We start from the raw sequence: 14,014 nt of genomic DNA, 5'->3' as shown, positions 1-14,014 counted from the left end.
CCCGCCCGAATCCCGTTTCAGCTACTCGTCGGCGCCGGGCCCGGCGACAGCGGTCTTGTCGGCCCGGTCGCGGACGTAGATGCACTCGCCGGGGCAGTCGTGAGCGGCGTTCACAATGTCCAGCCGCAGGTGTTCGGGCACGTTGACTTGCGAACCGGGCGTAGTCAACAGCTCTCCGTCGGTGTTCTTGACGTAGGCAAGTCCGTCGATGTCGAACTCGAACACGGTCGGCGCGTACTGCACGCAGAGGCCGTCGCCGGTGCAGGCGTCCTGGTCGATCGAGACTTCGAGTTCACGTTCAGCTGACATGTTTCCAGCCTAGATCGCCGCAATCGCTCTAGCGAATGTCGGTGTCGAGCCTTACTATTGGCGTCCACAACCAGATACGGTTGGTGTAGGAAAACCCTCACTCGGGAGGTGTGACCCGTGGCACGTAGCAACGATGACCGTCGACAGAACCTGAGCCAGGGCTCAGAGCACGACGAACTGTCAGGACAGGTCGAAGAGCTCCAGGAAGAACTGGCCGCTGCCCGACGCCGTCTCACCGAAACGCCCCGACACATGCACATTCTGGAGGAGCGGCTCGCCGCCGCCCAATCCCAGATCGACCGCTTGTCGGAGCAGAACGAACGGCTCGTGGCCACCTTGAAGGAGGCCCGCGAGCAGATCGTCTCACTGAAAGAGGAGATCGACCGGCTCGCCCAACCGCCGTCAGGCTACGGCGTGTTCCTGGGGGCCCGCGAGGACGGCACCGTCGACGTCTTCACCTCCGGAAGGAAGTTCCGCGTCTCGCTCGCCCCGTCGATCGACCCCGACGAGCTCGAGCGCGGCCAGGAAGTGCTGCTCAACGACGCCATGAACGTGGTCGAGGTGCTCGACTACGAGCGCATCGGCGAGGTCGTGACGCTCAAGGAGCTCATCGAGAACACCGCCGGCGGTCCTCCTGACCGCGCGCTCGTGACCAGCCACGCCGACGAGGAGCGGGTCGTGCTGCTCTCCGACGCGCTCATCAACGGCCCGCTGCGGGCGGGCGACTCGGTCATGATCGAGCCGCGTGCCGGGTACGCCTACGAGCGCATCCAGAAGAGCGAGGTCGAGGAGCTCGTCCTCGAAGAGGTCCCCGACGTCGACTACTACGACATCGGCGGGCTCGACGGCCAGATCGAGATGATCCGCGACGCGGTCGAGCTGCCGTTCCTCCACGCCGACCTCTTCCGCGAGCACGAGCTGCGCGCCCCGAAGGGCATCCTGCTGTACGGCCCTCCGGGCTGCGGCAAGACGCTCATCGCCAAGGCCGTCGCCAACTCGCTGGCCAAGAAGGTCGCCGAGATGCGGGGGGAGGAGGCCTCCGGGCGCTCCTACTTCCTCAACATCAAGGGCCCCGAGCTGCTGAACAAGTACGTCGGCGAGACCGAGCGGCACATCCGCCTGGTCTTCCAGCGGGCCCGCGAGAAGGCCAGCGAAGGCATGCCGGTGATCGTGTTCTTCGACGAGATGGACTCGATCTTCCGCACCCGCGGCTCGGGTGTGTCCTCCGACGTCGAGAACACCATCGTCCCCCAGCTGCTGTCGGAGATCGACGGCGTCGAGGGCCTGGAGAACGTCATCGTCATCGGCGCCTCCAACCGCGAGGACATGATCGACCCGGCGATCCTGCGGCCCGGCCGCCTGGACGTCAAGATCAAGATCGAGCGGCCGGACGCCGAGTCGGCGAAGGACATCTTCTCGAAGTACATCACCCCGACCCTGCCGCTGCACGACGACGACCTCGCCGAGCACGACAAGGACCGGGACGCCACCGTGCAGTCGATGATCCAGGCGGTCGTCGAGCGGATGTACTCCGAAGTGGACGAGAACCGGTTCCTCGAGGTCACGTACGCCGACGGCGACAAGGAAGTGCTCTACTTCAAGGACTTCAACTCCGGCGCGATGATCGAGAACATCGTCGCGCGGGCCAAGAAGATGGCGATCAAGGACTTCCTGACCCACCAGTCCAAGGGCATCCGCCTCAGCCACCTCATCGACTCCACAGTCGACGAGTTCCGCGAGAACGAGGACCTCCCGAACACCACCAACCCCGACGACTGGGCCCGCATCTCCGGTAAGAAGGGCGAGCGGATCGTCTACATCCGCACGCTCGTCTCCGGCAAGGGTCCGGACTCCGGCCGCAGTATCGACACCGTGTCGAACACCGGTCAGTACCTGTAATACCCACCCGATCCACCAGCGGCTTCGATCGGCCGGCGGCACCACCGCCGGCCGATCGGCGCACCTCCGGACGTGTCAGGCCGGCCGCCGCCGGGTAACCGGTCGCCATGAAGACCCAGAACCTCAACGGTGCGAATCTCGGCGGCCCGGAAATCCTGACGTCTACAGTCGGAGGGAGCGCCGCCGCGCCCGAAGGGACTAGGCTCGAGAGCATGACCGTACGCCGCATCATGGGCACCGAGATCGAATACGGGATCTCCGTGCCGGGCCAGCCGGGCGCCAACCCGATGGTGACCTCCTCGCAGATCGTCAACGCCTACGCCGCCCGTCCCGAGCTCTCCAAGGGCGGCCGGGCCAGGTGGGACTACGAGGAGGAGACCCCCCTGCGCGACGCGCGCGGCTTCACCTACACCGGCGCCCTCTACGACCCCGCCGAGAACCTCGCCGACGAGGACTCCGGGCTCGCCAACGTCATCCTCACCAACGGCGCCCGCCTCTACGTCGACCACGCGCACCCCGAGTACTCGACCCCCGAGGTCACCAACCCGCGCGAGATCGTCCTGTTCGACAAGGCCGGCGAGATGACCATGGCCGAGGCCGCCCTCCGCGCGGCCCACACCCCCGGCATCGGTCCGATCAACCTGTACAAGAACAACACCGACAACAAGGGCGCCTCCTACGGCGCGCACGAGAACTACCTCATGTCGCGCCAGACCCCCTTCGCCGACATCGTCGCCCACTTCACGCCGTTCCTGGTCACCCGCCAGATCTTCTGCGGCGCCGGACGCATCGGCATCGGCCAGGACGCCTCCGAGCACCGCTTCCAGATCTCCCAGCGCGCCGACTTCTTCGAAGTCGAGGTCGGCCTCGAGACCACCCTCAAGCGGCCCATCATCAACACCCGCGACGAGCCCCACGCCGACGCCGAGCGCTACCGCCGCCTCCACGTCATCATCGGCGACGCCAACCTCGCCGAGTACGCCACCTTCCTCAAGGTCGGCACCGCCTCCATCGTGCTGTCCATGATCGAGTCCGGCGTCTTCGACGGCACCCTCGGCATCGCCGAGCCCGTCGCAGAACTCCGCGCCGTCAGCCACGACCCCAGCCTCAAGCACAAGATCGAACTGCGCAACGGCAAGCGCGTCACCGCGATCGAACTCCAGCAGTCCATCCTGGAGCAGGCCGAGGCCTACTGCGGCGCCGACGCCGACCCCGACACCCGCGAAGTCCTCGACCAGTGGGCCTACGTCCTCGACGCGCTCGCCCGCGACCCCATGGAGCTGGCCGACATGCTCGACTGGCCCGCCAAGCTCTCCCTGCTCGACCGCTACCGCGAACGCGAGAATCTCGGCTGGGGCGCCGCGAAGCTCCAGGCCATCGACCTGCAGTACCACGACGTCCGCCCCGAGAAGGGCCTCTACCACCGCCTCGTCGCCCGCGGCAAGATGAAGCGCCTGCTCACCGACACCGAGATCATCAACGCCATGACCGAGCCGCCCAGCGACACGCGCGCGTTCTTCCGCGGCCGCTGCCTCGCCCGGTACCCCTCCGAGGTCGTCGCCGCCTCCTGGGACTCCGTCATCTTCGACGTCGGCGCCGACTCTCTCGTGCGAGTGCCCATGATGGAGCCTGAGAAAGGCACCAAAGCCCATGTCGGCGAGCTCTTCGAACGCTGCGAAGCGGCGAAGGACCTCCTCGACATCATCACCGCCGACTAGGACTTCCCGTTGCAGCCGCGGGAATAAGTGGCGCCAGTGCGGCGTCGTATCTGGCGTGCTGTCGTACCCACGCGGTACGGTTTAGGCACCGACGAGGTAGAAGGGAACAGCTATGGCAGCGAAGGACTCCGGCGGGCAGTCGCAGTCGCAGCGGTCTCGGCAGGAAGCAGACGCCGACACCACTGAGGCCGCTGTAGACCCCGAGATCGCCGAACGCCACGAAGCAATCACCGAAGAAGTCGACGACCTGCTCGACGAGATCGACGAGGTCCTGGAGACCAACTCCGAGGAATTCGTCCGCTCGTTCGTGCAAAAGGGCGGCCAGTAAGCCCCCTGCCGGTGACAGGGCCACCTGATGCGACGGATCAGCGCTCGGCGACCGCCCACGGGCACCGCTGAGACAGGCGCATCGGGGCTCTGCCCCCACCGGCGGCCCCGCGCCCCGCAGCACGAAGCAGGGGCCGCGTTTTTTGAATAGAGGATCAGGGAGGTCATGTCGTGACAGGTCAAGAATTCCCAGGCAAACTGCCCAACGCGTTTATGACGGCTGGAACCTCCTCCTTCTCGGAGTTCCTCATGCAGGTGGCGCCCGAACTGCTGCCGGGACGAAGGCCCCTGCCGCCGGGCGACTTCGCCGCTGTCAGCGCCCACGCCACCACCATCGTCGCCCTGCGCACCGCCGATGGCGTCGTCATGGCCGGCGACCGGCGCGCGACCATGGGCAACTACATCTCGAGCCGCGACATAGAGAAGGTCTTCCCGGCCGACGGCTACTCGCTCGTCGGCATCGCGGGCACGGCCGGCCTCGGCATCGAACTGGTGAAGCTCTACCAGCTCGAACTCGAGCATTACGAGAAGATCGAAGGCGCACCGCTCACCCTGAACGGCAAGGCCAACCGCCTCGCCACCATGCTGCGCGGCAACCTCGGCATCGCCCTCCAGGGCCTCGCCGTCGTCCCCCTCTTCGCCGGGTTCGACGTCGACGCCGCCTCCCTTGACGAAGCCGGGAAGATCTACAGCTTCGACGTCGTCGGCGGCATCTACGCCGAACGCGACTTCGACTCCATCGGGTCGGGCTCCATGTTCGCCAAGAGCTCCCTCAAGAAGCGCTACAGGCGCGACATCGGCACCGAGGAAGCCGTCAAGATCGCCGTCGAATCGCTCTACGACGCGGCCGACGACGACTCCGCCACCGGCGGGCCCGACCCGACCCGCGACCTCTACCCCGTGGTCATGACCGCCACCGCCGAAGGCTCCAAGCGGATCGACGAGGCCGTCGTGGCCGACGTCGCCCGCTCGGTGATCGCGGCCCGCACCGAGAACCCCTACGGATAAGGAGAGGAGCCGGACATGGCCATGCAGTTCTACACCAGTCCCGAGCAGATCATGCGGGACCGGGCCGAGTTCGCCCGCAAGAACATCTCCCGCGGCCGCAACGTCGTGGTGCTCTCCTGCGCCGACGGGGTCCTCCTCGTCGCCGAGAACGTCTCCTCGGCTCTGCACAAGGTCTACGAGCTCTATGACCGCATCGGCTTCGCCGCCGTCGGCAAGTACAACGAGTTCGAGAACCTCCGTACCGCCGGCGTTCGGATGGCCGACCTGCGCGGCTACTCCTACGACCGCCGCGACGTCAACGCCGCCAGCCTCGCCAAGGCCTACGCCCAGACCCTCGGCGCGATCTTCTCGGAGCAGACCAAGCCCTTCGAGGTCGAGATCTGCGTCGCCGGGGTCGGCGCAGGCCCGCAGGAGGACGAGCTCTACCGGCTCACCTTCGACGGCTCGATCAACGACGAACCCGGCTACCTCGCCATGGGCGGCGACGCCGACCAGCTGAAGGAGATCCTGGCCGAGGGCCACGACTTCGAGGCCCCGCTCGCCGACGCGTTCGCGCTGGCGCTGCGGGCCCTGTCCAGCTCGGGCGGCAACGGCACGCCCCGGGAGCTCACCAAGGAGGTCCTGGAGGTCGCGGTCCTGGAGCGGGCGCGCCCGGGCCGGGCGTTCCGCCGCATCGAGGGCCTGGCCCTCGAAGCGCTCCTGGCGAGCCCCGCCGCGGAGGCCCAGGCCGAGGCCGCCGCCGAGGAGACCACCGAGGCCGCCGACACCGACGAGTCCTGACGGCCGCCCGGCCGCCGCTTGCGACCGGGCCGAACGGGTACCCGCGACCGCGCGGGCCCGACCGGCCCGGTCAGAACGGCCCGGGCGACCGCTGCTCCCACGAGAAACCGCCGTCGCTCTCATCTGGACGGCACGTCCCGGCGGGACCGCGCCAAGCCAGGTGCAAACCGCCGCATATCGAACAATCTCCATAGTGCCCGTCGCGGTACGGAACCGTTCGACCGCGAGGGGTGTTCTCCTCAACCGAATCGGGGTAGGGTTTCGACATGGACAGGCGCATTTTCGGACTGGAGACCGAATACGGGGTCACTTGCACCTTCAGGGGACAGCGCCGCCTGTCTCCGGACGAAGTGGCCCGCTACCTCTTCAGGCGGGTGGTCTCCTGGGGCCGCTCCTCCAACGTGTTCCTCCGCAACGGCGCCCGCCTCTACCTCGACGTGGGTTCCCACCCCGAGTACGCCACCCCCGAGTGCGACTCGATCGAGGACCTGGTCAAGCACGACCGGGCCGGTGAACGCATCCTCGAGGGCCTCATGATCGACGCCGAGAAGCGCCTCCACGACGAAGGCATCGCCGGCGACATCTACCTGTTCAAGAACAACACCGACTCCGCCGGCAACTCGTATGGCTGCCACGAGAACTACCTGGTCAGCCGCCACGGCGAGTTCGGGCGGCTCGCCGAGGTGCTCATCCCGTTCCTGGTCACCCGCCAGCTCATCTGCGGGGCCGGGAAGGTCCTCCAGACCCCGCGCGGCGCGCGCTTCTGCCTGTCGCAGCGCGCCGAGCACATCTGGGAGGGCGTCTCCTCGGCCACGACCCGCTCGCGGCCGATCATCAACACCCGCGACGAGCCGCACGCCGACGCCGAGCGGTACCGCCGCCTGCACGTCATCGTGGGCGACTCCAACATCAACGAGGTCACCACGATGCTCAAGGTCGGCTCGGCCGACCTGGTGCTGCGGATGATCGAGACCGGCGTGACGATGCGCGACCTCACGCTGGAAAACCCCATCCGGGCGATCCGCGAGATCAGCCATGACACCACCGGAAAGCGGCTGGTGCGCTTGGCGAGCGGACGCGAGGCGTCCGCTCTGGACATCCAGCGCGAGTACCTCGAGAAGGCCATCGACTTCGTCGACCAGCGCGGCGCGGACGCGGGCACCAAGCGGGTCATCGACCTGTGGGGCCGGGTGCTGCAGGCCGTCGAGACCGACGACCTCGACTCCGTCTCGCGCGAGATCGACTGGGTCGCGAAGTACAAGCTCATCGAGCGCTACCGCGAGAAGCGGGGCCTGGCGCTCTCGAGCCCGCGCGTGGCCCAGCTCGACCTGGCGTACCACGACATCCGGCGCGGGCGCGGCCTGCACCACCTGATGGAGAAGCGCGGCGAGGCCGAGCGGCTGACGCACGACGTCGAGGTCTTCGAGGCGAAGGAAGTGCCGCCGCAGACCACGCGGGCGCGGCTGCGCGGCGAATTCATCCGCAAGGCGCAGGAGAAGCGGCGCGACTTCACTGTGGACTGGGTGCACTTGAAGCTGAACGACCAGGCGCAGCGCACGGTGCTGTGCAAGGACCCGTTCCGGTCGCGGGACGAGCGCGTCGACAAGCTCATCGCGAGCATGTGAGGCGCACGGTGACCGATCGAGACGGCGCGGCCGGGCCGCGGCACGCCGACGAGGCGGGGGACCGGGCGCGCCCGGTCGGCCGCCGCGCGAGCGGCCCGCTGGGCTCGCTCGACCCGGTGGCCGCCTACGAGCGGCGCACGACGCGCATCCGCGAGGAGATCGCGCGCAACCGCCGCGGCGAGTACACGGTCCCGACCTGGGTCCTGGCGCTCGCGCTGGCGGCGGTCATCGGTGTGTGGCTCCTGGTCCTGTTCGTGCTCTAGGGACGTGAGCGAAGCCCCGCCCGCGCATCGCGCGGGCGGGGCTTCGGCGTGCGGGGCGGTCGTCGCGCGGGCGTACGGGTGGCCCCGGACACCCGCCCGCTTCCACCTTCGCCGCAGCCGCTGAAATAGGGACAGCGTTGCAGAGGGGTGCGACAAGCCGGGGTTCGAACGGGCGGTCGCGAGCCTGGGGCCGGCGGGATGTCGTTCGAAACGGTGAGTGGACGCGCGGTGTGCTCGCGTCCAGTCGTCAGTGGTCGCGGCTCTTGGCGATTTGGGCGGCATGGCGGCCCGCGGCCGCTGCGGCTATGAAGTAGACGCGGTCGCGGTCGAGGCCGCGGCCCATGGTGGAGAGCTTGACAGGGAGGGCCTCCATGGCTTCGACCAGGCCCGAGCAGTCGACCTCGATCTGGCGGTGGCGCTCGGGGAGTTCGGCGAGCTGGCGCCGGATCTTGCCCTCGAGTTCCGCCGGGAGTTCGTCGGGCACCGGTACGTCGGCGGGCGCCAGTGCGACCTTCGCGTACGCGGTCATCGAGTGGTGCGAGATCCCGCGGTGGCGTTCGCGCGCGTCGCCTTCCGAGATCCGCAGCGACGCGACCGGACGGCCGCCGAGCACCGACGCGGCGTTGACGGCCTCGCCCGCCGCGGTCCCCGAGAAGCCCCACACGGTGCCCGTCCCCAGGTTGCCGGGGCCCTGCGCGACGATCGCGATGTCCGCGCCGCCGACCACCCGCGCCGCAATGAGTGCATTGTGGACGTTCGTGGCCTCGAGGTCGCCGCCGAAGCACTGCCCGGCCGTCACCGTGGTGCACAGGCGATCCGAGAGCTGGTCGAGCTGGCGCGAGAACCACGCCGGGAGCGAGCCGCCGTCGGTCATCACGTACGCGACGCGCGCCCCGGGCGCGGTCGCGTGGATCCCGGCGAGGACCGGCGCGAGCGCCGAGTGCAGGTCGGCCACGACCACCGGCATCCCGCCGAGGTCTTCGCAGGCCTCCACGGCCGCGCGGTGCGGCGAGTCGTCCTCGTCCACCGCCAGGCGCATCGCCTGCATCGGCGTGTACCGGGCCTTGACGATGTGCCCGGGCGCGTCCACGTCCGCCGGGAGCCGGTCGGGGACCGCGATGACCAGCGCGTACCCGCCCGTGCCCAGGCCCTTGGCGATGGCGTTGCAGTTGAGCAGCACCCGGTCGCCCACCTCGGGCGCGCCCACGAGCCCGTCGTACGCCAGGCCCCGGCACGAGAACGCGTCCTCGCCTTCGCGGGCCTCGACGTCGACCTCGAGTTCGGTGCAGCCGCGCCACCCGCCGCGCACGCCGGTGACAGTCCCGTATCGCCATCTGATCACGCCCGGACAGTACCAAGCGCGACCGGAACCGCTGCAGCACACCGAGCCCGCGCGACCGCCGCAACGGCCCGGGTCCCGCCGCGGCGGCGACGCGACGCGCGCACCGGCAGGCGTGCTGGCAGCGCCTCCGACGCCTGGCATAGGCTGGGCGGGTGTCCAACGATCGCACTGAACGACTGGTGAACCTGGTGCTCTGCCTGCTGTCCTCGCGGCGCTTCCAGACCTCCAGCAGGATCGCCCGGACCGTTCCCGGCTACGAGCACGACCACGACGACAAGAAGGCCCACGACGCGTTCCAGCGCAAGTTCGAACGCGACAAGGCCGAGCTGCGCCGCATCGGCATCCCGCTGCAGTCCGGCATCGACTACCTCGGGGACGGCGAACCGGGTTACCGGATCCCCCGCTCCGACTTCGAGCTGCCGCAGATCGAGTTCACCGACGCCGAGGCCGCCGCCGTGGCCGCCGCCGCGCGCCTGTGGCAGCAGCCCGAGCTCCAGTCCGGGTCCTCCGACGCGCTCCGCAAGCTCCGGGCCGCCGGCATCGACGTCGAGTCGCACGCCGCCGCGTCCCCCGTCAAGTCCCTGCCCGGCGCCGAAGCGGCCCTCGCGCCCTTCCTCGAGGCGGTCGCCTCCCGGCGCGCCGTCGTCTTCGACTACCTCGGCTCCCGCGACGAGTCCGCCCAGCAGCGCCGGATCCAGCCGTGGGGCTGCGCGGCCTGGCGCGGCCGCTGGTACGTCGCCGGCCTCGACCTCGACCGGGGCGCCCAGCGGTGCTTCCGGCTCTCGCGCATCAGCGGGAAGGTCCGCCTCACCGGCCCCGAAGGGGCCTTCACGATCCCCGCCGACGTCGACGTCCTCGCGTTCGCCTCCGCCTCCGAGGACCAGCAGCTCGCCACCCGCGCCACCGTCCTCGTCCGGCCCCGGCGCGCCTGGGGCGTGCGCCGCCGTGCCGACCAGATCGGCCCGCGCACCCCCGAGGGCGACCAGGCCTGCTTCTCGTACACCGACACCGCCGCGACCGCCGCCTGGCTGGCCTCGTTCGGCGCCGACGTCCTCGTCACCGACCCGCCCGAACTGGTCAAGGAGACCATCGCGTGCCTGCAGGCCCTCGCCGACGAGGAGGCGACCCCGTGACCCAGCAGAACCGGCTCGCCCGCCTCCTCAACCTCGTGCCCTACCTCGTCGCCCGGCCCGAGGGCGTCCCGCTCGCCGAGCTCGCCGCCGAGTTCGGCGTCGACGCCGACCAGATGCAGTCCGACCTCACCATGCTGTGGATGTGCGGTCTGCCCGGTTACGGCCCCGGCGACCTCATCGACATCGCCTTCGACGCCGACGCGGTCCGCGTCCTCTTCGCCGCCGGCATGGACCGCCCGGTCCGCCTCGCCGCGCACGAAGCGCTCGCCCTCTCGGTCGCCCTCCGGGTCCTCGCCGACACGCCCGGCGTCGGCGACCGCGCCGCGATCGCCTCCGCACTCGACAAGCTCGCCGCCGTCGCGGGCGAGGCCCCCGCCGACGTCACCGTCCGCGACACCGTCACCGACCCGCAGGCCGAGCGGTACGCGGCCCTCGTCGCCTCCGGGCACGCCGCCCGCATCACCTACTACTCGGCCAGCCGCGACACCACCTCCGAACGCGTCGTCGACCCCATCGAGGTCGTCGCCGCCGACGGCCATGCCTACCTGCGCGCCTGGTGCCGCGCCGCGGGGGAGATCCGCCAGTTCCGCATCGACCGCATCGACGCCTGCTCCGAACTCGACGAGCCCTCCGAGCCGCTGCGCCTGACCAACCAGCCCGCGCCCACCGCGTTCCTCGCCTCCGAGCTGCCGCGCATCCAGCTGCGCCTGGGCCCCGGCGCCAAGACCGTCACCGACGCCTACCCGTGCGATGAGGTGATCGGCGAGAGCGACGGCCGCCGCCGCGTCACCATGCGCGTGCGCGACCTCGACTGGGCCCGCCGCTTCGTCCTCGGCCTCGGCGGCGAAGCCGAAGTCCTCGAACCCGAGGAGCTGCGCGACGCCGTCCGCCAGACCGCCCGCGCCGCGCTGGCCCGCTACCCGTCGGCCTGAACCCGCCGACCCGCCGCCGGGCCCGCTCGGGCGCGGCGGGCCCCGGCGTTAGACTGACCCGATGATCTGGGCGATATCGGTCGTGCTGGCACTCGCCGGACTCGTGCTCCTGGCCATAGCGGCCTCACGACTCCTCGGCGGACTCAAACAACTCCGATTCGGCCTCGAACGCGTCCAAGAACGGGTCGGCGAGCTACAGGACCTGCAAGAACGCCTGAACGCGACCCTCACCGAAGCCGAGCGGACCGCCGCCGCACTGCCCAAGAAGTGACGCGCCGCCGTTCCGGCCGCCACATTCTGATAAAGATCAGGGTTCCCGAAGGCTCCAGTGTTGACGGAAGTGTCAAACGTCGGTCATGCTTGTCCGGCTCGACATGTCGTAACCACGCCACCGCAGGTGAACTCGGTATCGAGCCGAGACTCGGCCTCCGTGGCAGCCGCCGTCCACGCGGCATACGATGGTTAACGTCACCGACATATACCCGGAGGGACCGAACAATGGGTGCATTGAAGCCCTGGCACATCATCATTCTCGTCGTTGTCATCTTGCTGGTGTTCGGCTCCAGGAAGCTCCCCGACATGGCGCGTGGTCTGGGTCGCTCCATGCGGATCCTCAAGTCGGAGACCGAGGCCATGAAGAAGGACGGGGCCAACCCGGACGAGGACGGCGACACCCGCGCCGAGCCGCGCCACACGCGCGAGCCGCTCGACCCGCCGCAGCCGGTCAACGAGTCCGTGATCGACGGCGAATCGGTCGACCACAAGAAGACCCGCTAGCCCGGAACCGGTCGTTACGCACATGGCTGACGAACCACCGCGGCGCGCTAGCAAACGGAAGACCAAGTTCCAGCGCGCCGCCGACGGCTCCATGACGCTCATGGAGCACATCGCCGACTTGCGGAACCGACTGCTCGTCGCAGTCGTGGTGATCCTGGTGGGCACAGCCGCCACGTTCTACTTCGCCGACGAGATCATCAAGTTCCTCTCCGATCCGTACTGCTCCGCGCTCAGCAGCGGCTCGGTCGAAGAGTCCGGCGAGGGGGCCCAATGCGAAGCGGTGCTCAACTCGCCGATCTCGCACATCGCCCTGATGCTGAAGATCTCGCTCTACACGGCGCTGGTCGGGACCGCCCCTGTCTGGCTCTACCAGCTGTGGGCGTTCATCGCGCCCGGCCTGCACCGCAACGAGCGGAAGTACGCCTACCTGTTCATCGGGATCGCCGCGCCGCTGTTCCTCGCCGGCGCGGTCCTGGCCTACTTCGTGGTCGCCCACGGCATGGAGTTCATCATGCTGCTGGCGAGCCAGGACTTCGTCATCCTGCTGAACCTCGAGGACTACCTCAACTTCTTCCTCTCGGTGATGATGGTCTTCGGGATCGGCTTCGAATTCCCGCTGATCATGCTGATGCTGAACGTCATCGGTCTCGTCAACGCCAAGCAGATGCTCGGCTGGTGGCGGATCGTGGTCCTGGTGAGCTTCATCTTCACCGCGATCTTCACGCCCACGCCGGACCCGTTCGGCATGACCGCGCTGGCGATCTGCATGCTCATCCTCTACCTTGCCGCCTGCGGCGTCGCCTATCTCAACGACAAGCGCAAGGGCATCACGTACGACGACGACAACCTCGACGACGACGAGGCCGGTGACATCGGCGCCGCCGACGACCTGGTGGCCACCGCCGACATCGGCGCCAGCAGTCTCGACGACGAGGACTACCCGGCCGAGAACGAGCGGCGCAACCGCTTCGGCCGCCGAGTCGACGGCTACGACGACATCACCTGAGTCCCCTGAGGACGAAGGTCGAGCATGAACGAAGGGCCCCACCGCAATAGCGGTGGGGCCCTTGTCGTGTCCTTACGGGGTGGCGCGCGCTAGCAGCCGCCGCGCACGAGCCGCAGCACCGCTTCGAGCCCCACCATCCGGCCCGCTTCCGCGTGCGGCAACAGGTAGCAGCGGGCGCCGATCCGCGCCGCGCCCGCGTCCGCCATCGAGTCGCCGACCATGAGCGTGCGGCTCGGCTCCACATCGAGCGCATGGCACGCCGCGTAGAACATCTTCTCGTCGGGCTTGCAGAACCCGACCTCGTAGGACAGGATCCACTCGTCGATGAACCGGTCGATGCCCAAGCGCCGCAGGATCCCCCGCGGGTCGAAGCCGATGTTCGACACCAGCGCGATCGGGTAGCCCTGCGCCTTCAACGCCACGAGCGTCGCCACCGTGTCGGCGTACGCCACCCAGCCCTCCGGGGAGGCGAGCCGCTCGTACAGCGCGTCGCTCAGACCCTCGAACACCCCGTGGGCCTGCTCGGCGAGCGCCGTGTACGCCTCGCGGTGGGCCTCCTCGTCGAGGTCGCGGTCGGCCCAGGCATCGGCGAAATGCGGCCGCACGCGCGCCTCCATGCCGGCGCCGACCCAGCCTTGCGCGCCGATCGCGTCGGCGAGCGCGGTGACGGCCATCGGATCGAGTTTGCGCCCGCACGCCTCCGCGGCGAGCATCACCGAGCGCGTGAGCGGTTCCACTTGCGCCAAGGTGCCTTGGAAATCGAACAGGACCGCGTCGACCCCTCCGCGTCCCGCATCGTCATCTCCTGCTGAGGAATCCCGGTGCACAAACGGACGATACCCGGCCGTGTAGGCGTCGTCACAGCCGGGTACGGAACCCGCGTTACCGGAGTGCT

15 protein-coding genes are annotated in these 14,014 nt (G+C 69.2%); 12 read left to right on the top strand and 3 right to left on the bottom strand.

What is annotated here, in order from left to right; all coding sequences use genetic code 11:
• Positions 1-21: 21 nt before the first annotated feature.
• Positions 22-309 carry a ferredoxin gene (locus J5V16_RS05750; RefSeq protein WP_208495096.1) on the bottom strand — a complete coding sequence of 96 codons (288 nt, stop codon included), beginning with the start codon at positions 307-309 and terminating at the stop codon, positions 22-24.
• A 117-nt stretch (positions 310-426) separates the two neighbouring features.
• Here J5V16_RS05750 and arc point away from each other — a divergent pair, with 117 nt between their 5' ends.
• From arc to J5V16_RS05715, 7 genes are all read left to right on the top strand, one after another.
• A complete protein-coding gene (arc, locus tag J5V16_RS05745; RefSeq protein ID WP_208495095.1) occupies positions 427-2,208 on the top strand; it encodes a proteasome ATPase in 1,782 nt (593 codons plus the stop codon).
• Between the two features lie 212 nt (positions 2,209-2,420).
• The gene (gene dop, locus J5V16_RS05740) at positions 2,421-3,926 is read left to right on the top strand and encodes a depupylase/deamidase Dop (protein ID WP_208495094.1); all 1,506 of its coding nucleotides are present in this window, start codon (positions 2,421-2,423) and stop codon (positions 3,924-3,926) included.
• Positions 3,927-4,038: 112 nt separating this feature from the next.
• Positions 4,039-4,254 carry a ubiquitin-like protein Pup gene (locus J5V16_RS05735; RefSeq protein WP_208495093.1) on the top strand — a complete coding sequence of 72 codons (216 nt, stop codon included), beginning with the start codon at positions 4,039-4,041 and terminating at the stop codon, positions 4,252-4,254.
• Positions 4,255-4,466: 212 nt separating this feature from the next.
• Entirely contained in the window at positions 4,467-5,261 is a 795-nt protein-coding gene (gene prcB, locus J5V16_RS05730) for a proteasome subunit beta (RefSeq protein WP_208495092.1), read from the top strand.
• A 15-nt stretch (positions 5,262-5,276) separates the two neighbouring features.
• Positions 5,277-6,041, top strand: a complete 765-nt coding sequence (prcA, locus tag J5V16_RS05725; protein ID WP_208495091.1) for a proteasome subunit alpha — start codon at positions 5,277-5,279, stop codon at positions 6,039-6,041.
• A 266-nt stretch (positions 6,042-6,307) separates the two neighbouring features.
• Positions 6,308-7,666 (top strand): Pup--protein ligase, encoded by a 1,359-nt coding sequence (gene pafA / locus J5V16_RS05720; RefSeq protein WP_208495090.1) that lies wholly within the window; start codon positions 6,308-6,310, stop codon positions 7,664-7,666.
• 8 nt (positions 7,667-7,674) lie between these two features.
• Complete coding sequence (locus J5V16_RS05715) at positions 7,675-7,929, top strand: hypothetical protein (RefSeq protein ID WP_208495089.1); 255 nt, start codon at positions 7,675-7,677, stop codon at positions 7,927-7,929.
• Between the two features lie 247 nt (positions 7,930-8,176).
• On the opposite strand, the gene J5V16_RS05710 is transcribed toward J5V16_RS05715, so the two are convergent.
• The gene (locus J5V16_RS05710) at positions 8,177-9,271 is read right to left on the bottom strand and encodes a DUF3866 family protein (protein ID WP_307792872.1); all 1,095 of its coding nucleotides are present in this window, start codon (positions 9,269-9,271) and stop codon (positions 8,177-8,179) included.
• A 152-nt stretch (positions 9,272-9,423) separates the two neighbouring features.
• On the opposite strand from J5V16_RS05710, the gene J5V16_RS25410 reads away from it, so the two are divergent.
• The 5 genes from J5V16_RS25410 (at position 9,424) to tatC (ending at position 13,119) form a co-directional block, all read left to right on the top strand.
• Entirely contained in the window at positions 9,424-10,404 is a 981-nt protein-coding gene (locus J5V16_RS25410; RefSeq protein ID WP_208495087.1) for a helix-turn-helix transcriptional regulator, read from the top strand.
• Entirely contained in the window at positions 10,401-11,336 is a 936-nt protein-coding gene (locus J5V16_RS05700; protein ID WP_208495086.1) for a helix-turn-helix transcriptional regulator, read from the top strand. The genes J5V16_RS25410 and J5V16_RS05700 overlap by 4 nt, the downstream gene beginning before the upstream one ends.
• A 61-nt stretch (positions 11,337-11,397) precedes the next feature.
• Positions 11,398-11,607 (top strand): hypothetical protein, encoded by a 210-nt coding sequence (locus J5V16_RS05695; RefSeq protein ID WP_208495085.1) that lies wholly within the window; start codon positions 11,398-11,400, stop codon positions 11,605-11,607.
• Between the two features lie 227 nt (positions 11,608-11,834).
• Positions 11,835-12,113 carry a Sec-independent protein translocase subunit TatA gene (gene tatA / locus J5V16_RS05690; protein ID WP_208495084.1) on the top strand — a complete coding sequence of 93 codons (279 nt, stop codon included), beginning with the start codon at positions 11,835-11,837 and terminating at the stop codon, positions 12,111-12,113.
• Positions 12,114-12,135: 22 nt separating this feature from the next.
• Complete coding sequence (gene tatC, locus J5V16_RS05685; protein ID WP_208495083.1) at positions 12,136-13,119, top strand: twin-arginine translocase subunit TatC; 984 nt, start codon at positions 12,136-12,138, stop codon at positions 13,117-13,119.
• A gap of 89 nt (positions 13,120-13,208) precedes the next feature.
• On the opposite strand, the gene J5V16_RS05680 is transcribed toward tatC, so the two are convergent.
• The gene (locus tag J5V16_RS05680) at positions 13,209-13,946 is read right to left on the bottom strand and encodes an HAD family hydrolase (RefSeq protein ID WP_307792871.1); all 738 of its coding nucleotides are present in this window, start codon (positions 13,944-13,946) and stop codon (positions 13,209-13,211) included.
• Positions 13,947-14,014: the final 68 nt, after the last annotated feature.

Origin of the sequence: Glycomyces niveus, from assembly GCF_017592475.1 — a bacterium.
In the GTDB taxonomy this organism is placed as follows: domain Bacteria; phylum Actinomycetota; class Actinomycetes; order Mycobacteriales; family Micromonosporaceae; genus Glycomyces; species Glycomyces niveus.
The sequence above is the reverse complement of the archived record's forward strand: the minus strand, read 5'-3'. Positions and strand labels throughout refer to the sequence as shown.

Excerpts from the sequence above, each read along its gene's own strand:
- pafA (WP_208495090.1), top strand. The coding sequence starts at position 6,308 with ATGGACAGGCGCATTTTCGGACTGGAGACCGAATACGGGGTCACTTGC.
- prcA (WP_208495091.1), top strand. The coding sequence starts at position 5,277 with ATGGCCATGCAGTTCTACACCAGTCCCGAGCAGATCATGCGGGACCGG.
- tatC (WP_208495083.1), top strand. The coding sequence starts at position 12,136 with ATGGCTGACGAACCACCGCGGCGCGCTAGCAAACGGAAGACCAAGTTC.
- J5V16_RS05750 (WP_208495096.1), bottom strand. The coding sequence starts at position 309 with ATGTCAGCTGAACGTGAACTCGAAGTCTCGATCGACCAGGACGCCTGC.
- dop (WP_208495094.1), top strand. The coding sequence starts at position 2,421 with ATGACCGTACGCCGCATCATGGGCACCGAGATCGAATACGGGATCTCC.
- J5V16_RS05695 (WP_208495085.1), top strand. The coding sequence starts at position 11,398 with ATGATCTGGGCGATATCGGTCGTGCTGGCACTCGCCGGACTCGTGCTC.
- J5V16_RS05735 (WP_208495093.1), top strand. The coding sequence starts at position 4,039 with ATGGCAGCGAAGGACTCCGGCGGGCAGTCGCAGTCGCAGCGGTCTCGG.
- prcB (WP_208495092.1), top strand. The coding sequence starts at position 4,467 with ATGACGGCTGGAACCTCCTCCTTCTCGGAGTTCCTCATGCAGGTGGCG.
- tatA (WP_208495084.1), top strand. The coding sequence starts at position 11,835 with ATGGGTGCATTGAAGCCCTGGCACATCATCATTCTCGTCGTTGTCATC.